Annotated in this window: 14 protein-coding genes and 1 pseudogene; 12 read left to right on the top strand and 3 right to left on the bottom strand. The window is 74.6% G+C overall.

Annotated features, from left to right (window positions below; all coding sequences use genetic code 11):
• Positions 1-73: 73 nt before the first annotated feature.
• Entirely contained in the window at positions 74-1,516 is a 1,443-nt protein-coding gene (locus J4709_RS18475) for an NCS2 family permease (RefSeq protein WP_208242362.1), read from the bottom strand.
• A 254-nt stretch (positions 1,517-1,770) separates the two neighbouring features.
• Between J4709_RS18475 and J4709_RS18470 the strand changes: the two are divergent.
• From J4709_RS18470 to J4709_RS18425, 10 genes and pseudogenes are all read left to right on the top strand, one after another.
• Positions 1,771-2,088: pseudogene (locus tag J4709_RS18470) on the top strand (PucR family transcriptional regulator); the annotation flags it as partial.
• A gap of 24 nt (positions 2,089-2,112) precedes the next feature.
• Complete coding sequence (locus tag J4709_RS18465) at positions 2,113-3,408, top strand: helix-turn-helix domain-containing protein (RefSeq protein ID WP_208242358.1); 1,296 nt, start codon at positions 2,113-2,115, stop codon at positions 3,406-3,408.
• 91 nt (positions 3,409-3,499) lie between these two features.
• On the top strand, positions 3,500-4,765 hold the full coding sequence (locus tag J4709_RS18460; protein ID WP_208242356.1) for a DUF5685 family protein: 1,266 nt from the start codon (positions 3,500-3,502) through the stop codon (positions 4,763-4,765).
• Positions 4,766-4,812: 47 nt separating this feature from the next.
• Positions 4,813-6,489 (top strand): AMP-binding protein, encoded by a 1,677-nt coding sequence (locus J4709_RS18455; RefSeq protein ID WP_208242354.1) that lies wholly within the window; start codon positions 4,813-4,815, stop codon positions 6,487-6,489.
• A gap of 88 nt (positions 6,490-6,577) precedes the next feature.
• Positions 6,578-7,225, top strand: a complete 648-nt coding sequence (locus tag J4709_RS18450; RefSeq protein WP_208242352.1) for a copper resistance CopC family protein — start codon at positions 6,578-6,580, stop codon at positions 7,223-7,225.
• Between the two features lie 96 nt (positions 7,226-7,321).
• Positions 7,322-9,388 (top strand): bifunctional copper resistance protein CopD/cytochrome c oxidase assembly protein, encoded by a 2,067-nt coding sequence (locus J4709_RS18445; protein WP_208242350.1) that lies wholly within the window; start codon positions 7,322-7,324, stop codon positions 9,386-9,388.
• 135 nt (positions 9,389-9,523) lie between these two features.
• Positions 9,524-10,750 (top strand): sensor histidine kinase, encoded by a 1,227-nt coding sequence (locus J4709_RS18440; protein WP_307801345.1) that lies wholly within the window; start codon positions 9,524-9,526, stop codon positions 10,748-10,750.
• A 102-nt stretch (positions 10,751-10,852) separates the two neighbouring features.
• Positions 10,853-11,512 carry a response regulator gene (locus tag J4709_RS18435; RefSeq protein ID WP_208242348.1) on the top strand — a complete coding sequence of 220 codons (660 nt, stop codon included), beginning with the start codon at positions 10,853-10,855 and terminating at the stop codon, positions 11,510-11,512.
• A 77-nt stretch (positions 11,513-11,589) separates the two neighbouring features.
• A complete protein-coding gene (locus tag J4709_RS18430; protein WP_208242346.1) occupies positions 11,590-12,528 on the top strand; it encodes a TIGR03621 family F420-dependent LLM class oxidoreductase in 939 nt (312 codons plus the stop codon).
• A 79-nt stretch (positions 12,529-12,607) separates the two neighbouring features.
• The gene (locus tag J4709_RS18425) at positions 12,608-14,371 is read left to right on the top strand and encodes a class I adenylate-forming enzyme family protein (protein WP_208242344.1); all 1,764 of its coding nucleotides are present in this window, start codon (positions 12,608-12,610) and stop codon (positions 14,369-14,371) included.
• A gap of 9 nt (positions 14,372-14,380) precedes the next feature.
• Here J4709_RS18425 and J4709_RS18420 read toward each other — a convergent pair whose 3' ends face one another.
• Positions 14,381-15,271 carry a TIGR03564 family F420-dependent LLM class oxidoreductase gene (locus J4709_RS18420; protein ID WP_208242342.1) on the bottom strand — a complete coding sequence of 297 codons (891 nt, stop codon included), beginning with the start codon at positions 15,269-15,271 and terminating at the stop codon, positions 14,381-14,383.
• 94 nt (positions 15,272-15,365) lie between these two features.
• Here J4709_RS18420 and J4709_RS18415 point away from each other — a divergent pair, with 94 nt between their 5' ends.
• Both J4709_RS18415 and J4709_RS18410 read left to right on the top strand, forming a co-directional pair.
• Positions 15,366-15,893: a TetR/AcrR family transcriptional regulator gene (locus tag J4709_RS18415; RefSeq protein ID WP_208242340.1), complete on the top strand. Its 528-nt coding sequence runs from the start codon at positions 15,366-15,368 to the stop codon at positions 15,891-15,893.
• Between the two features lie 98 nt (positions 15,894-15,991).
• Positions 15,992-17,089 carry a baeRF3 domain-containing protein gene (locus tag J4709_RS18410; protein WP_208242338.1) on the top strand — a complete coding sequence of 366 codons (1,098 nt, stop codon included), beginning with the start codon at positions 15,992-15,994 and terminating at the stop codon, positions 17,087-17,089.
• Here J4709_RS18410 and J4709_RS18405 read toward each other — a convergent pair.
• Positions 17,083-18,900, bottom strand: coding sequence for a hypothetical protein (locus J4709_RS18405; RefSeq protein ID WP_208242336.1), 1,818 nt, complete (start codon positions 18,898-18,900; stop codon positions 17,083-17,085). The genes J4709_RS18410 and J4709_RS18405 overlap by 7 nt on opposite strands.
• Between the last annotated feature and the right edge of the window lie 83 nt (positions 18,901-18,983).

Below are 18,983 nucleotides of genomic sequence, written 5' to 3'. Positions count from 1 at the left end.
TTTGACACCCGGAACCGCGTCCGAGACTTTCAAATGGGCCGACATTCGCGTGAGAATCTCGCGGGCCCCGCCGCTACTTCACCCCGAGCCACGTCTCGATCGGGTGGATCGCGAAGAACAGCAGGAACAGGATCACCACGGGCCACAGCCACACCGACACCTCGCGCAGCTTCCCGCGCGCCAGCTTGATGATCGCGTAGCTGACCATGCCGCCGCCGATGCCGATCGTGATCGAGTAGGTGAACGGCATCAGCACGATCGTCAGGAACGCCGGGATCGCGATCTCCAGGTCGTCCCAGGTGACCTTCGCGACCTGCGTCATCATCAGCGCGCCGACCACCACGAGGGCGGGCGCCGCGGCCTGCGCCGGCACCGTCGCGGCGAGCGGGGTGAGGAACAGCGTGAGCGCGAACAGCGCGCCGGTCGCCATGTTCGCCAGGCCGGTCCGGGCGCCCTCGCCGACGCCCGCCGCCGACTCCACGAACACCGTGTTGGCGGACGAGCTGGTGACGCCGCCGAGCGCGGCGGACATGCCGTCCACCGACAGGATGCGGCCGAGCTTCGGCACCTCGCCGCGCTCGTTGGTCAGCCCGGCCTCGTCGCTGATGCCGAGGATGGTGCCCATCGCGTCGAAGAACCCCGACAGCACCAGGGTGAACAGCACCACCAGCGCGGTGATCACGCCCGCCCGGCCGAACCCGCCGAACAGGTCCACCTTGCCGAGCAGCCCGAAGTCCGGCGCCGCGAACACCTTGTTCGGCAGGTCCGGGGTGACGACGCCCCAGCCGCCGTCCGGGACCGACGCGTAGGACTGGATGACCACCGCGAGGACGGTGCCGGCGACGATGCTGATCAGGATCGCGCCGGGCACCTTGCGCACGTACAGCACGATCATCAGCAGCAGGGTGAGCCCGAACACCAGCGTCGGCCAGGTCTCCAGCCGGCCGCCGGTGCCGAGCGACAGCGGCGGGCTGGTCTTGCTGGAGGTGACGAAGCCCGAGTCGTACAGGCCGACCAGCGCGATGAACGCGCCGATGCCGACCGCGATCGCGTGCTTGAGCGCCAGCGGGATCGAGTTCATGATCCGCTCGCGGACGCCGGTGAGCGCCAGCAGCACGATGATCACGCCCTCGATCACCACCAGGCCCATCGCCTGCGGCCAGGTCATCACCGGCGCCGCCTGGAAGGCCACCACCGCGTTGATGCCGAGGCCGGCGGCCAGGGCCAGCGGCGCGTTCCCGACCAGCCCCATGATCACCGTGGTGATCGCGGCGGACAGCGCGGTCATCGTGGTCAGCTGCGGGATCGACAGCGTCGCCTGATTGACGTCCTTCGCCCCGCCGAGAATGATCGGGTTCAGCAGGATGATGTAGGCCATCGCGAAGAACGTGGTGACCCCGCCGCGCAGCTCCCGGGCCACCGTGGTGCGCCGCGCGGTCAGCTCGAAGAGCCGGTCCAGCGGGCCGCGGGCGGCCGGAGGGGGTGGGCCGGTCTCCGGCGTCTTGATCTCGGACATCGCGCGTGCTCCGCCTTCACCAGCTCTGATGTCGAAAAAGGGCGTGCACAGGTTAGCCGTACGGCGGTCCGGCGTCGTCCACCGGCGGGCCCCCGCGCGCGTTGGTCCCGCGCGAGCGCGCGCGGCCGGTGCCGGGAAGTGATCCAGGGCCAGCGCTGCGTGACGGGAACGGTCCGCTATAGCCTGCCATGGTGCGAATGCGAGACTCGGTGGACGCGCCGGCCCCCGGAACGTCCGGGGACGCCTACGAGGACGCCTATGCGGACTCCTACGCGCTGCTGCTGGCCGCCGTACCGGAGCGGACGCGCTGGTCGTTCCGGGAGCGGATGCTCGGCCCGCTCGAGGAGTACGACAGCAGCAGGCAGGCCGAGCTCCTGCACACCCTCGAGGTGTTCCTGTCCTGCTCGGGGTCGTGGAGCCGGAGCGCGACCCGGCTGCACGTCCATGTGAACACGCTTCGGTACCGAATCCGCCGAATCGAGGACCTGACCGGCCGGGATCTCGGCACACTTGAGGACCGAGTCGACTTCTTCCTCGCCCTGCGCGCGACGCGCCCGGCGAGAACCCTGTAGGCGCCACGAGAAAGAGCGGGTCACATGGATCGGGAGACACTGGGGCAGCGCATTCGCGCCCTGCGGATCCGGCAGGGCGTGAGCCAGGCGCAGCTGGCCTTCCCCGAGCTGTCCGACAGCTACATCTCGCTGATCGAGAGCGACAAGCGGGTGCCCGCGCCGAGCGTGGTGGACCTGCTCGCGGTGAAGCTGAACTGCTCGGCGACCTACCTCGTCAGCGGCGTCAGCGAGGACGTCGTCGACGAGCTGCGCGTCACCCTGGACTACGCCGAGATCGCGCTGCGCAATGGCGCCGCCGCCGAGGCCCGCGCCCGGTTCGCCGAGGTGCTCGCCAACGCCGACGCCGTCGCGCTGCCGGAGATGCTGCACCAGGCCCGCTGGGGGCACGCCCTCGCGCTGGAGGCGGCGGGCGAGCTGGAGGAGGCGATCGCCGGGCTGCGCGCGCTCACCGAGGAGGCCTCCGCCGAGGCCGACCTCGACCACTGGGCCCGGGTGCACGTCGCGCTGAGCCGCTGCCTGCGCGAGCGCGGCGACATCAGCGCGGGCGTGCAGGCGGCCGAGGAGGCGCTGCGGCACCTCATCGCGACCGGCGCCGACTCCACCGACGCCGCCGTGCACCTCGGCGCGGCGCTGCTGGCCGCGTTCATCGAGCGCGGCGACCTCGTCCGCGCCCGGCAGCTGGCGGTCCAGCTCGTCGAGCGGGCCGAGCGGATCGGCAGCGCCCGCGCCCGCACCGTCGCCTATTGGGAGGCCGCGAACGTCGCGCAGATCCGCGGCGAGTACGAGGAGGGCGTCGCGCTCGCCGAGCGGGCCCTGCTGCTCGCCGGCGACGGCGAGGACCCGCGCGACCTCGACCGGCTCCGCGTCGTCTACGCGGGGCTGCTGCTGCGCGCCCGGCCCGACCAGGCGATGCAGGCCCGCGAGCTGCTCGACCGGGTGCGCGGGGAGATCAACGCCGGCTCCGCCGGGGAGATCGACGTCGCCCGCTGCCTGACCGAGCTGGCCCGCGCCGAGACCGCGCTCGGCCGCCCGGCGGAGGCGGTGCGGCTGGCCGAGGAGGCGCTGGACCTGCTCGGGGAGGCGCCGCGCCGGGTCAGGGCGGGCGCGCTGACCGTGCTCGGCGAGGCGTGCGTGCGGCTCGGCCGCCGCGACCGCGCGGTGGAGGTGCTCACCCGCGCCGCGACCTGCCTGGAGGACATGGAGTCCTCGCGGGAGGCCGCGCAGGCGTGGTTCGACCTCGCCGAGGTGCTCGCCGAGACCGGGACGCAGGAGCCGCGCATGGCCGCCTACCGGCGCGCCCTCACTTGCGTCGGAGTCTGACGCGACGATTTCGGATCTTCCGGGGTGAACCGTCCCGGGTCCCGCTGCGTCGGTGAATGATGCTGCGAGTCGCCTGAGTTGGGAGCTGCCGGTGTTCGGGGTGGTCCGTCCCTGCAAGCATGTGCTGTGCGGGTCGCTGTTCAAGGACTGGATGGCGCACCTGTGCGGGCTGTGCCTGACGCTGCGCGCCGAGCACGGCCAGGCGGCGCGGCTCGTCACCAACTACGACGGGCTGCTCGTCTCGGTGCTCGTCGAGGCGCAGGCTCCGGAGCTGTCGCCGCGCCGCAAGGCCGGGCCGTGCGCGCTGCGCGGGATGAAGACCGCCGAGGTCGTGACCGCGAAGGCGGACGGCGCGCGGCTCGCGGCCGCCGCGTCGCTGCTGCTCGCCGCCGGCAAGACCCGCGACCACGTCGCCGACGGCGACGGCGCGTACGCGCGCCGGCTGGTCGCCGCCGCCGCGGGCCGGGCCGCCTCCCGCTGGGACGCGGCGGGCGCGCGGACGGGCGCCGCCGTCGGGTTCGACCCGTCGGTGCTGCGCGACGCCGTCGCGCGGCAGTCCGTCCTGGAGGCCGAGCCGGGCCTCGGGCTGCTCGACCTCACCGAGCCGACCGAGACCGCCGTCGCGGCCGTGTTCGCGCACACCGCCGTCCTGGCGGGCAAGGAGAAGAACAGGGAGACGCTCGCGGAGGCGGGACGCTACTTCGGCCGCCTCGCGCACCTGCTCGACGCCGTCGAGGACGTCGCCGACGACATGGCGGCGGGCGCGTTCAACCCGCTCCTGGCCACCGGCACGACGCCCGCCGAGGCCCGCCGGCACGCCGACGACGCCCTGCACGGGCTGCGCCTCGCCCTGGCCGACCTGGAGCTGGACAGGCCGCGGCTCGTCCGCGCCCTGCTGGACCGGGAGGTGCGCCGGTCGGTCGACCGCGTCTTCGCCGCCTACCCGCCGCCAGGGCCGGGGCAGCAGCCGCCGTACCGTCCCGGCCAGTACCCGCCGCAGGGGCAGCCGCCGCAGCAGTGGGGCGGCCACGGCGGCGGCGACGGCGGGGGCTGGATCCCGCCGAACGGCGGCGGGGGAGGGGGCGGCGCGAACTTCGGGCACCGGCCGCCGGGGCGGCGTCCGGGCTGGCCGGTCCCGTGCTTCACCGGGACGGCGGTGTGCGTCACCTGCGGGGTGTTCCAGCCCGACTGGAGCGACCACCACGGCAAGGACTGCGGGGACCGGTGCTGGTGCACCCGGCACTGCGACGACTGCTGCGACGGCTGTGACTGCTGCAGCGGCTGCGACTGCGACTGCTGCGACTGCGACTGCTGTGACGGTTGTGACTGCTGCGACTGCGATTGCGGATGCGGTTGATCGCCGCCCCTTGACCAAGCAAAAGCTTGGGTGGCAGGGTCACGAAGGTGGCGAGCCCGACATTCGCGGACCTTCTGCTGGCCCGGGCCGGTGACGGGCATCCCGGGATCCGGTTCGAGGACGAGACCTACACCTGGGCGCAGGCCGTCGCGGCCGCCCGGACCCGCGCCGCGCTGCTGCCGGACGCCTGCCCCGCGCCGCCCGGCCGCCCCCGGCACGTCGGCGTGCTGCTGGAGAACGTCCCCGAGTACGTCTTCTGGATCTTCGCAGCGGCGTTCGCCCGGGCCACCGTCGTCGGCGTCAACCCGACCCGGCGCGGCGCCGAGCTGGCCGCCGACGTCCGGCACACCGACTGCGACCTGATCGTCACCGACACCGCGCACCTGCCGCTGCTGGACGCGCTCGGCGGAGCGATCCCGGATGAGCGGATCCTCGTCGTCGACACCCCCGGATACGAGGCGGCGCTGCGCGAGGCCGCGCCGAAGGCGACCGGCGGGGACCCGGGCGCGCGGCCGGACGACCGGCTGCTGCTCCTGTTCACCTCCGGCTCCACCGGGGCGCCGAAGGCGGTCGCCTGCGGTCAGGGACGGCTCGCCGTCATCGCGGAGCGGTCCGCGATGATGGGCATCGGCCGCGACTCCGTCACCTACGTGGCGATGCCGCTGTTCCACGGCAACGCCGTCATGGCGAACCTCGCGATGGCCGTGCACGCGGGCGCCACCGTCGCGCTGCGCCGCCGCTTCTCCGCGTCCGGCTTCCTGCCCGACGTGCGCCGGTTCGGGGTGACCTACTTCAACTACGTCGGCCGCGCCCTCGCCTACATCCTCGCCACGCCCGAGCGGCCCGACGACCACGGCAACACGCTGGAGTGCGCGTTCGGCACCGAGGCGTCCGCACAGGACATGGCCGGGTTCGCGCGCCGGTTCGGATGCCGGATCATCGAGGGCTACGGGTCCAGCGAGGGCGCCATCTCGCTGCGCAAGACGCCGGACTCGCCGCCCGACGCGCTCGGCGTCGCGCCGCCCGACGTCGAGGTCGCCGTCCTCGACCCCGGCACCGGCGCCGAGTGCCCCCGCGCCCGCTTCGACGCCGCCGGCGGCCTGCTCAACCCCGGCGAGGCCATCGGCGAGCTCGCCGGCCTGAACGCCGCCGGCACCTTCGAGGGCTACTACAAGGACCCGGAGGCCGACGCCGAACGGGTCCGCGGCGGCACGTACTGGAGCGGCGACCTCGGCTACCGCGACGAGGCCGGCTACTTCTACTTCGCCGGACGCGGCGCCGACCGGCTCCGCGTCGACAGCGAGAACTTCGCCGCCGCGCCGGTCGAGCGGATCCTGTCGCGCTGGCCCGCCGTGGTCATGTGCGCCGTCTACCCCGTCCCCGACCCGCGCACCGGCGACCAGGTGATGGCGGCGCTCGAACTGCACGACGGCACCGCGTTCGACCCCGGCCGGTTCGCCGACTTCCTCGCCGCGCAGCCCGACCTCGGGACGAAGTGGGCGCCGCGGTTCGTCCGGATCGTCCGGCCGATGCCGCTGACCGCGACCGGCAAGGTGCACAAGCGGCCGCTGCGCCGCCTGCACTGGGAGCCGGCGGACGGGCACCGGGTGTGGGTCCGGCCGGGCCGCGCCCTCGCCTACGAGCCGATGACCGGGGCGCACGCCGCAGCGCTGCGCGCCGAGTTCGCCGCGCACGGCCGTGATCACGCTTTGGGCACGCTCTGAGGGGCTTCGCCGACCCCGGGCGTGCCATCGGCGGGGCGTCAGTACGCTAGAAGGGCCCTGATTCCCACATAGAGAACCCGGCCACCCCATGAGAACCCTCACGTCCCGCAGGCCCCTGCGCCGCCTCGGCATGGTCGCCTTCGTCGCCGCCGCTGTCGGCGCGCTGACCGCGACCCCGGCGCTGGCCCACACGCAGCTGGTGAGCAGCACTCCCGGCAAGGGCCAGTCCGCCGCATCCGTCACCGAGGTGAAGCTGGTCTTCAGCGACAAGATCAGCAATGCGAAGGTGATCGTCAAGGACGCGCACGGCAAGGCCTTCCAGTCCGGCGCCGCCGAGCACGCGGGCACCACGGTCACGCAGAAGCTGACCGGCCCGCTGCCCGCCGGGTCCTACACGGTCGGCTACCGGGTGGTCGGCGCGGACGGGCACCCCGTCCAGGCCGACGGCCTCCCCTTCACCGCGACCGCCGCGGGCGGGGACGGAGGCACCGGCGAGCAGCCGCAGGCCGCGCCGACCAAGGGCGGCGTCGGCGCCGTCGACCAGACCGGCGAGGCGGCGACCACCAACGAGCAGCCGCTCAAGATCGACCAGAAGCAGGCCGAGGAGTCCGACTCCGGGTCCGGGATGGTGACGTGGGGGATCGTCGGCGTCGGCGTGCTGCTCGGCGTCGGCATCGGCGTGGCCATCGTCTACCGGGCCAAGCGCAAGCACAAGGCGGCCGCCGCGACCGAGTGAGGTCCGCCAGCGAGCACGGCCGCCGGTGAGCGGCGGCCGGCAGTGAGTGAGGAACGCCAGTGAGCAGCGAGGAACGCCGGTCAGTGAGGTACGGCGGTGAGTGAGGGCGGCCTGCGGGTCCTGCGCGCCGCCGCCGTCGCGGTCGCGGCCGCGGCCGCCGTCCTGGTGGCGGCGCTCGTCCTCGGCGGGGCGGTGACCGAGCAGGTCATCCCCGGTATCGGGGACGCCGGCGCCGCCACCCGGTGGGGGCTGCCGGTGTCGCGGACGGCGATGGACCTGCTGTCCGCGCTGACCGTCGGCGCGCTGCTGGCGGGCGCCGCGCTGCTGCCGATCGAGGGCGGCCGCGAGGCGCCGAGACTGGCGAAGGACTCGGTCGGCTACCTGCGCGCGGCGTCGTGGCTGGCGGCCGGCTGGGCCGCCGCCGCGGCGGCCACGCTGGTGTTCACCGTCGCCGACGTGCTCGGCCAGCCCGTCACCGAGGTGCTCGGCGGCAACGAGCTGAGCAGCTACGTCGGCTCGCTGGAGCAGGGCACCGCGCTGATGATCGTGGTGCTGCTCGCCGTCGTGGTGGCGCTGCTGGCCCGCACCACGACCACCCCGGCCGCCGCGTTCGGGCTGCTCGCGCTGGCCGGGATCGCGCTGCTGCCGCCGCCGCTCACCGGCCACTCCGCCTCGGCGGCCAACCACGAGGTCGCCGTCACCGGCGTCGCGCTGCACGTCGCCGCGATCGCGCCGTGGGTCGGCGGCCTCGCGGTCGTCGGCGCGCACGCGCTGCTCCGCCGCGACAAGCTGCCGATCATGGCCGAGCGGTTCAGCCGGCTGGCGCTGTGGTGCTACATCACCGTCGGCGCCAGCGGCATGGTCAACGTGGTCTCCCGGCTCCCGAGCCCGGCGGAGCTGTTCACCACCGACTACGGGCGGCTCGCCCTCGGCAAGATCATCGCCTGGGCGGTGCTCGGCTGGTTCGGCTGGCGGCACCGCGAGCGGACGATCCCGGCGCTGCACGACCGCAAGCCCCGCGCGTTCGCCCGCTTCGCCGCCGTCGAGGCCGCCGTCATGGCCGGCACCATGGGCCTCGCCGTCGCGCTGGCGCGCACCGCGCCGCCGCCGGAGACCGGCACCGAGTCGGCGATCAAGACCCAGCTCGGCTTCGACATGCCGCCGCACATCAACCTCGAGCGGCTCGCGACGCTGTGGCACTTCGACCTGTTCTTCGGCGTCCTCGTGGTCGTGCTCGGCGGGCTGTACCTGGGCGGCGTGCTGCGGCTGCGGCGGCGCGGCGACTCCTGGCCGATCGGACGCACCGCCTCCTGGTTCTTCGGGCTGCTGACGATCGTCATCGTGACCCAGACCGGCGTCTCCCGGTACGCGCCGATCCTGTTCAGCGTGCACATGGCGCAGCACATGGTGCTGAACATGCTGACGCCGATCTTCCTGGTCGTCGGCGCGCCGACGACGCTGGCGCTGCGCGCGCTCAAGCCCGCCAAGGTCCGCGGCGACCGCGGGCCGCGCGAGTGGCTGACCGCGGTCCTGCACAGCCGGTTCGTCAGGTTCGTCGCGCACCCGGCGTTCGCCACGATCCTGTTCATGGGCAGCACGTTCGCGCTGTACTTCACGCCGCTGTTCGAGGACCTCATGCGGGACCACCTCGGGCACATCGCGATGATGGTGCACTTCCTGGCGTCCGGCTGCCTGTTCTTCTGGGTGCTGCTCGGCATCGACCCCGCGCCCCGGCAGCTGCCGCACCCGCTGCGGCTGCTGCTGCTGTTCGTCACCATGCCGTTCCACGCGTTCTTCGGCATCGCGCTGATGAACCTCAACCAGGCGCTCGCGGCCGGCTGGTACAACGCCGTCAACCCGCCGTGGGGTACCACGGTCCTGCACGACCAGCACACCGGCGGGTCGATCGCGTGGGCGTTCGGCGAGGTGCCGACGTTCGTCGTCCTGCTGGTGATGGCGTTCCAGTGGTACGCCGACGACCAGCGGCAGGCCCGCCGGCTGGACCGCAAGGCCGACCGCGCCGCCGAGCGCACGGCGCGCGGCGAGGCGGGCGCCGAGGAGGACGAGCTCGCCGTCTACAACGCGCGCCTGGCCAAGCTCGCCGAGCGCGACCGGCTCGCGGGCGAGCAGGGCCGCAAGGCCGCCCGGCAGCCCGAGGCGTGACGCGGCGCCCCGGGACGGTGGTCCGGGGGCGGCGGCGGTCCGGGGCGTGACGCGGGCGCCGGGTCCCCCGTGCGGGGGAGCCGGGCCGGTCGCGCGGGGGAGGGGGCGGCGGTGGGTTTCTGCCAGGATCGGGGCGTGTCCGCAGTCCTGCGCCCGCTGATCGAGCGGACGACCTGGCGGCGCTGGGCCCACCTCGTGGTGGGCGGCGCCCTGCTCATGCCGTACTGGTTCCTCGGCATGACCCTCGCCGCGCTGCTGCCCTTCGACGGGGTCGGCGCCGGGGTGCTCGCGCTGGTGGTGTTCCCGGCCGCCGCCGCGTTCGTCACGGGGCTCGTCCCGTCGGTGCGGCTGCTGGAGAGCTCGCTGGCGAAGGAGCTGCTGAAGGGGCCGTCGGCGGAGCTCGCGCCGGGGCCCGCGGGCACCTGGGAGAGCCGGGGGCGGGCCGCCGCGTGGTTCACCCTGCACCTGTTCGCCGGGGTGATCGTCAGCGGGCTGAGCCTGGCCGTGCCGCCGATCGCGTTCGTGCTGGTCATGGCGCCGCTGGTGGACTGGGACAGGCGCTTTCTCGGCGGCTGGGCCCGGCCCGGCACGTGGGCGGAGTGGGCGGCGCCGCCGGCCGGGCTCGCCGGCGTCGCGGTGCTGCTCGCGCTGATCGTCGCGGGGGGCGTGCTGCTGGCGCGGCTCGCGCCGCGGTTCCTCGGCCCGACCGCCGCCGAGCGGCTCGCGGACCTGGAGGCGCGCGCGGTCCGGCTCGCCGAGCGCAACCGGCTCGCGCGCGAGCTGCACGACTCGGTCGGGCACGCGCTCAGCGTGGTGACGCTGCAGGCGGGCGCGGCCGGACGCGTCCTCGACACCGACCCGGAGTTCGCCCGCGAGGCGCTCGGCGCGATCGAGGAGTCGGCGCGCGCCGCGCTGGAGGACCTGGACCACGTGCTCGGGCTGCTGCGCGAGGACCGGTCGCGGCCTGCGCCGCAGCCCACGCTGAAGGACCTCGGCCGCGTGCTGGAGCAGACGAGGCTCGCCGGCGTGCGGCTCGACTCGGAGGTCGACCCGCAGGTCGAGCACGTGCCCGCGGCGGTGTCCCGGGAGGCGTACCGGATCGTCCAGGAGGGGCTGACGAACGCGCTGCGGCACGCGGGCAAGGTGCCGGTGCGGCTGCGCCTCGGGGTCGCGGGGGAGCGGCTGGAGATGGAGATGAGCAATCCGCTGGGGGCGCGCGGGGCCGGGGCGCGGCACGGCGGAGGCCGCGGGCTCGGCGGCATCCGCGAGCGCGTCACCGTCCTGCGCGGCGAGATGACCGCCGGGCCGGACGGCGACCGCTGGCGGATGCACGTGTCGCTGCCGCTCGGCCGCGCCTCCTGAGCGGCGGCGGTCCCGATCCGGGAGCCCGCACGGCTCCGGGCTCGATTTTGTGAAAGGGCGGTGCTTCGTGAAAGGGCGGTGCTTCGTGAGAGGGTCCGGGACATGACGATCAAGGTGCTGCTGGTCGACGACGAGCGGCTGATCCGGGCGGGGCTGGCGGCGATCATCAACGCCGAGGACGACCTGGCCGTGGCCGGCGAGGCGTCCGACGGGTCGGAGGTGCCGGACGCGGTGGCGCGGCTGCGCCCGGACGTCGTCCTGATGGACGTGCGGATGCCGCGGCTCGACGGGATCCAGGCGACCCGCCACATCCTGGACACCGTCCGCGAGCCGCCGAAGATCATCGTGGTGACGACGTTCGAGAACGACGAGTACGTCTACGACGCGCTCAAGGCGGGCGCGAACGGGTTCCTGCTGAAGCGGACGCGGCCGGAGGAGATCCTGCAGGCGGTCCGGATGGTCGCGCACGGCGACACCCTGCTGTTCCCCGCCGCGATCCGGGAGCTGGCCGCCGCGCACGGCGGGCCGTCCGGGAGCGGCGGCCGGGCGGCGCGCTGGCACGGCGAGCTCACCGAGCGGGAGGCGGACGTGCTGCGCCTGGTGGCCAAGGGGCACTCCAACGCCGAGATCGCCGGGGAGCTGTTCGTGAGCCCGCAGACGGTGAAGACGCACGTCGGGAACATCCTCGCCAAGCTCCAGGCCCGCGACCGGACGCAGGCGGTCATCCTCGCCTACGAGACCGGCTTCATCACCCCCGGCTGACCGGACCCGCCGTCCGCCCGCGTTCCGGTGACCTGAGGGGGTTCGCGACGGCGTTCGCGGCGGGCATGATCCTTCGCATGAGGGACTTCCGGTTCGGATTCAACTTCTTCGACATCGCCTCCCCCGGGGACTTCGTCGAGCGCTGCCGGCGGGGCGAGCGGTACGGCTACGACGTGGCGCAGGTCCCCGACCATCTGGGGTCGCCCGCGCCGTTCCCGACGATGGTCGCGGCGGCGGACGCGACCGAGCGGCTGCGGGTCGGCACGCTGGTGCTGAACGCCGGGTTCTGGAACGCGCACCTGCTGGCCCGCGAGATCGCCACCGCCGACCGGCTCACCGGCGGACGGGTCGAGATCGGCGTCGGCGCGGGGCACATGAAGTGGGAGTTCGACGCGGCGGGGATCGGGTGGGAGCCGTTCGCCGCCCGCGTCGAGCGGATGACCGCGCTGGTCGAGGAGCTCGGGCGGCTGTTCGGCGGGCCGGACTACGCCGAGCGCAGGCCGGTCGCCGAGCACTACGGGCTCGCCGACCTCGCGCCGGTGCAGCGGTCCGGGTTCGGCGGCTCGGGCCCGCCGCTGCTGGTCGGCGGGACCGGCGACACGGTGCTGCGGGCCGCCGCCGAGCACGCCGACATCGTCGGCATCGCCGGGCTGTACCAGATCAAGGGGAAGCCGCCGGGGACGTTCCGGCTGGGGACCGCCGGGCAGGCGGCCGAGCGGGTCGGGTTCGCCCGCGCGCACGCCGGGGACCGGGCGGACGCGATCGAGTGGAACGTGCTCGTCCAGATCGTCGAGGTCACCGCGGACCGGCGGGCCGCGGCCGAGCGGCTCCGGGCGGCGCGCGCCCCGCACATGACCGTCGAGGAGGTGCTGGACACGCCGTTCGCGCTGATCGGCACGCACGAGCAGATCGCCGAGCAGCTGCGGGAGCGGCGCGAGCGGTTCGGCTTCTCCTACGTGACGGTGCACGGGCCGTTCATGGACGACTTCGGCCCGGTGGTCGAGCGGCTGCGCTGACCCGCCGGACCGGGGCGTCCCGTCCGTCTCCTAGAGTGGCGAACGAGATTCTAGAACGAGCCTCTGGAAAGGGACGGCGATGGGCGCGACGTCTTCCGAGATCACCGGTTCCGCGAGCACGGCTCCAGCCACGGGTCCAGCAACCACGGGGCACTGGTTCGCCGGTGTGCCGCACTCGCTCGGCTACCCGGATCTCCCCGTCGGTGCGATCCTCGCCGGCGCCGCGCGGCGCTGGGGCGACCGGACGGCCCTGCACCATGCCGGGCGCGACCTGTCGTTCACCGACCTGGCGCGCGCGTCGGCGCGGTTCGCGCACGGCCTGATCGCGCGGGGAGTCGGCCGCGGCGACGTCGTCGCGCTGCACCTGCCGAACGTCCCGCAGTTCGCGATCGCCTACTACGGGACGCTGCTGGCGGGCGCGACGTTCTCCCCGTGCAACCCGCTGCTCCCACCGGACGAGCTGGCATTCCAGCTCTCCGACTGCGGCGCGGCCGCCGTCGTCACCCTCGACCTGCTCGCCGGGCCCGTCGCGCAGGCCCTCGGCCGGACGAAGGTCCGCACGGTGGTCGTCGCGGGCTCCGGAGGCGGCCCGGCGGACGTGTCCGGGCTGTGCGACGGCGCGTTCGCGGAGTGCGGGATCGCGTTCGAGGAGGTCGGCGCGGGACGTCCGGAGGAGTTCCCCGAGGTCGAGATCGACGTCCGCCGCGACCTGGCGCACATCGCCTACACCGGCGGGACGACCGGCCGGTCGAAGGGCGTCATGCTCCCGCACCGCAACGTCGTGGTGAACACCCTCCAGTTCGCCTGCTCGGGGACCGGGTCGGTGCCGGAGCCCGACGGCCACGGCGGGCTGACGATCAGGCCGGTCGCCCCGGACGGCGAGTACCCGACGCCGCTCGGTGAGGGCGTCATCGTCAGCGTCGCGCCCTGGTTCCACGCGATGGGCACGGTCGGCTACCTCAACTCCCAGCTCATGACCGGGACGACGATCGTGAGCCATCCGCGCCTCGACGTCCCCGCGTTCCTGGCCGACATGGAGAGGTTCGGCGCCACCGCGCTCGGCGGCGCGCCCGCGATGTTCGCCGCGCTGCTGGCCGACCCGTCGTTCGCCGGGCGCGACCTGTCGTCGGTGCGGGGCGTCCGGTCGGGCGCGGCGCCGCTGTCGCACGAGATGATCGCCCGGCTCCGCGCCGCGTTCCCGGACGCGGTGGTCGTCGAGGCGTACGGGCTCAGCGAGGTGACGATGGGCGCGACGGCGAACCCGACGCAGCGGTCGGGCGTGCGCAGGACGGGCACGGTCGGGGTCGCGGTCCCGGACGTCCGGCTGAAGATCGTCGAGGCGGACGCCGCGTCCGTGGACGAGTCGACCCCGGCGCTGCCGCCCGGCGCGGAGGGCGAGGTGTGCGTGCACGGCCCGCAGGTGATGACCGGGTACCTGAACCGCCCGGAGGAGACGGCCGCGGTGCTGAGCGCGGACGGCTGGCTGCGCACCGGCGACGTCGGCGTGCTCGACGAGGACGGCTACCTGTCCATCGTCGACCGCAAGAAGGACATGCTGCTCTACAACGGCTACAACGTGTACCCGCGCGAGCTGGAGGAGAAGCTGCTCGCTCACCCCGCCGTCGCGGGCGCGGCCGTGGTCGGGCGGCCCGACCCGAAGGCGGGGGAGCTGCCGACCGCGTTCGTCGTCCGCTCCGGCGAGGTGACCGCGGACGAGCTGCTGGAGCACGTCAACGCCGCGGTCGTGCACTACAAGAGGCTCCGCGAGGTGCGGTTCGTCGACGAGATCCCGGTGTCCGCGGCCGGCAAGGTCCTCAAGAGGGAGCTGCGCGCCGCGCTGTGACGGGGGCGGTCAGCGCAGCGACGCGGCGAACTCCAGCACCCGCGCCGTGTCGCCGCGCGGGCTGATCAGCAGGTCGGTCGCCCCGGCGTCGGCGAAGCGGCGCAGCTCCCGCGCCACCGCCGCCTCGTCGCCCGCGACGACCGTCTCGTGCACGCCGGACAGCCCCTGCCGGTCGAGGATCGCCCGGTAGCCGGGGAACGCCGACGCGGCGGCGTACTGCTCGGCCATCTCCGCGCGGGCGCCGTCCGGGTCGGTGGTGAGCGCGACGACGACGCCGGCCAGCACGCGCGGCGCGGGGCGCCCCGCGGCCTCGGCGGCCCGGGTGATCGACGGCACGATGTGGCCGGCGATCGCGTCGGCGCCGGTCCAGGTCGTCACGGTCCCGTCGGCGAGCTCGCCGGCGACCCGGAGCATCGCCGGGCCGAGCGCGGAGACGATCACCGGCGGCGGGGTGGCGCCGGGCGCGTCCACCGTGCCCACCGCGGTCAGCGTCTCGCCGCGGTACTCGACGTCCTCGCCGCGCAGCAGCGGCCGCAGCGCCGACAGGTACTCGCGGACGTGCCGCGCGGGCCGCTCGTAGGCGATGCCGTGCCCGCCTTCGATGACCGGCGGGTGGCTCGGCCCGATCCCGAGCGTGAAGCGCCCGCCGGCCGTCGCCTGCGCGGTGAGGGCCTGGCCGGCCAGGGCGAGGGGGTGCCGCGGCCAGGTCGGGACGATCGCGGTGCCGACCTCCAGCCCGGGCGCCTCCCGGCCGGCGAGCGCCGCGACCATGAGGGCGTCCCAGGACGGGACGTGGCCGAAGAAGACGCTGTCGAGCCCGGCGTCGCGTGCCCGCCGGGCCTGGGCGACGACGTCGTCCAGCGGTGCGCCCGCGGCGAGGGCGAACATTCCGATGCGCATGGACCGCTCCTAACATGAACCTGATGTTCCGCTTCCGCTTGCGGGAACAGAGTAACCTGAATCCGAAGTTCCGCTTGAACCGAGGAGGGGACGGGTGCGAGCCGACGCCCGCCGCAACCGCGAGCGCATCGTCGCGTCCGCGCTGGACCTGTTCGCCGCGCGGGGATGCGCGGTCGGCATGGACGACATCGCCCGCGACGCCGGCCTCGGCGTGGGCACGCTGTACCGGCACTTCCCGGACCGGCGGGCCCTCGTCGAGGAGATCGCCGTGTCCGCGCTGGCCCGGTTCCGCGACCGCATCGCGGAGGTCCGGGAGCGGGACGTGCCGCGCTGGGACGTCCTGGCGCTGGCCGTGGAGCACTGCGCCGGCGAGCCGTTCGCGCTGATCAAGTCCCTCGCCGGGGACGGGCCGGCGCCGCCGGAGCGGCTGGCGCTCCAGGCGGAGGTCGACGCCCTGCTGGAGGAGGTCGCCGCGGACGCGCAGGGTGAGGGCTCGGTCCGGCGCGACATCGGCCCGGCGGAGGTGATCGAGATCGTCAGCATGGCCGTCTGCCGTCCCGGCGCCCGCGCGGGCGACCCCGTCACCCGCGTGGTGCTGGACGGCCTGCGCGCACGCCCCTGACCGGCCGGCGCCGGATCCTTGATCGCCGCTTACGCCTCGTTTACCTGCGAGTAGCTACAAAAGAGACAAGAGATACAAAAGGCGACGATCGGGGGATCATGGACGCCTCGACCCTGTCCGAACTGCGCAAACCCCGGCCCTACCCGGCCGTCTCGGTGCTGATGCCGACCCACCGGGCCGCGCCCGGCAACCGCCAGGACCCGATCCGGCTCCGCAACCTGCTCGCCGAGGCGCGCCGCCGGCTGCACGAGGACGTCCGGGTGACCGGCGGCACCGCCGACCACGTCGTGCACGCCCTGGAGCGGGCCGCCGCCGAGATCGACCTGCGGCACGCCTCCGACGGCCTGGTGCTGTTCGCGGCGCCCGACGGCGAGCACCACGCGTTCGCCATCAGCCAGCCGGTGGACGAGCGGGTCGTCGTCGACACCGGGTTCGCCACCCGCGACCTCGTCGCCGCCTACACCCGCTCGCCCCGCTACTGGCTGCTGTCGCTGTCGGACCAGGGCACCCGGCTCTGGGGAGGGCAGGGCGAGGAGCTGACCGAGCACGCCCGCGACGGGTTCCCCATCGTCCCCGAACCCGCCGACGAGATCGACGCGGGCCGGATGGCGCGGCGCAGCGCCCGCGACAGCGAGGACGAACCGCACCGCCGCGCCGCCCGCGACGTCGTCGCCGCGCTCGAGCACGTCCTCGCCCGCGACCGCCGGCCCGTCATCGTCGCCGGCGTCACCCGCCACCAGGCCTTCTTCGACGAGGCCGCCGGCTCCCACGTGCACGTCGCCGGGCGCGTCGACGGCAGCTACGAGGGCGCCGCGCCGAGCACCCTCATCGAGGCGGCCCGCCCCGCCCTCCATGCCTACGAGGACCTGCGCGAGGTCGGCGTCCTCGCCGAGCTGGAGGCGGCGCGCAGCATCCAGCGCTACGCCGGCGGGCTCCCCGAGGTCGCCCGGCTGGTCGAGGAGGGCCGCGGCGAGCACCTGGTCGTCGAGCGCGGCTACTACGCGCCCGCCGTCCGCACCGACGGCGAGCTCGTCCCGGTCGACGGCATGCCGGGCGTCCTCAAGGGCGCCGACGTCGTCGACGACGTGGTGGACGACGTCATCGAGACGGCGCTGGAGTACGGCGGCGAGGTGACGTTCGTCTCCGACGGCTTCCTCGTCGATCATGACCGCATCGCCCTGGTCACCCGCTACTGATCGCAGGACGGGTCGTGCCAGGCGACCCAGTGGACCGACGACCACGACGTGGTCGCGTGCGGCACCCAGCCCGCCGGGTGCGCGCGCCACGACGCGTCCGGGGACCCGCCGCCCCGCGTCTGCACCACGACCGTGCAGACGCCGGGCGCGGGCGTCTCGCGGCGGAGGTCGATGCGGCCGATGCGCGTCCACCACACCGGGTGGGCGAGCATGGCCCGGACCTGCCAGCCGACCGAGGTGTCCGCGACGACGCCGCCGGCCTGCGCGCCCGGCAGCGGCGCCGCGGGCCGGGCCCGGTCCGGATGCGTCCCGAACAGGAAGACGAGCGCGGCCAGGTTCGTCGCCGCGAGGCCGCACACCGCCGCGGCCGTCCCCGCCCTGGGGACCCGGCTCAGCACGAGGAATCCGGCCAGCAGCCCGAGCGCGGCGAGGGACGCGGCCGTCAGGTGCAGCGCGCCGCGGTCGCCCGTCAGGAACGACGTCTCGGGGAAGTCGAACCCGATGAACGTGTAGGTGCGCAGCCGTCCGCCCGCGTACAGGTGCACCCAAAGCCCCGTCGCGCCGGTGACCGCGGCGGCGGCCGCGACGAGCATCAGCGCGCGGCGCAACCCGGCCCGCAGCAGCGCCGCCGCACCCGCCAGCGTGTACACCAGCGCGACGCAGGACAGGTACCGCGCGTACGCGTAGTTGCCCACGCGGTGCTCGTCGGCGAGCGCGGCGGACGAGGCGTACGCGATCCCGAACGTCACCGCGAGCAGCACGCCCGCCATGACGCGGTCCGCCGGAGCCGAGCGGCGGCGCACCAGCACGGCGGCGACGGCGACCAGCCCGACGCCGCCCAGCCCCCACGTGCAGACGGGCAGGCACCAGAGCTGCCCGGCCGCCCCTGACAGCGCCCATCCCTGCCCCGCGCCCGTCGTGAGCCGCTCTTCGATCATTCCCGCGAGGTCGCGGGCGCCGGCCGGATACAGCGCGGCTCGGACGTGCCCGTTGAGCGCCGCGGCCGCCGCGAATCCGCCTGCGGTCACCGCGAGACCCGCGGCCCCCGACGCGATCACCGCACCGCGCTTGCGGACGACCCCGGCGACCGTGAGCGCCACCAGCGTCACGACATGGACGGCCAGCACGACGTTGCCGCGGCTGTGCACGGCCGCCGCGACGGCCGCGACCGCGCTCGCCGCCCCCGCGTCCCGGACCCCCACGGCCCGCCGAAGCGCCGCGACCCTGCCCCGCCACGACCTGTCCGCCGCGCTCGCGTCCGAAGGCAGGTCACTCAGCGCCTGGCGCCAGGGGCTGTGCAGCAGGCACAGCCAGGTCAGGAGGATCGTGGGCAGGACGGCGTCGGTGAGGACGTACTCGCCGAAGAACGACGTGGCGGGCAGCAGCGCGGCGCCCCAGGCGAGCGGCAGCGCGGTGCGCCGCGGCAGCCCGAAGCGGCGCGCGGCGACGTACCCGAGCGGGAACAGCGCCGCGCCGACCACCGCGTTGATCGCCAGGGCGGTCGTGTAGACCGTCATCGGGTCGTGCGAGAACCAGTACGCGGGGGCGAGCAGCAGCGGGTAGCCGCCCTGGTAGAAGGTGTGCCCGGACAGGTCGCCGCCGGGCCCGCCGGTCAGCAGGCGCGCGGCGAGCAGGTAGCCCGTCTCGTCGGGATTGGCGACCGGGCCGGTCCGGGCGCGGGCGAACCACAGCCGGACGCAGACCTGGGCGGCGAAGCCGGCGACCAGCAGCCACGGCAGCGCGCGGCGGAACCGGGCGCGCGGGGGAGCCGCCGGGGCGGGCCGCCGGGCCGGAACGATCTGGAGCGTCATGGGCCCCACCGTCCGGCCCGAACGTCATGATCTTGTCGATGGAATGTCCGGATCCTGTGACATGAGGGTGATCTTCGGCCGGT

It is taken from the genome of Actinomadura violacea, from assembly GCF_017573465.1.
GTDB lineage: Bacteria > Actinomycetota > Actinomycetes > Streptosporangiales > Streptosporangiaceae > Spirillospora > Spirillospora violacea.
The sequence above is the reverse complement of the archived record's forward strand: the minus strand, read 5'-3'. Positions and strand labels throughout refer to the sequence as shown.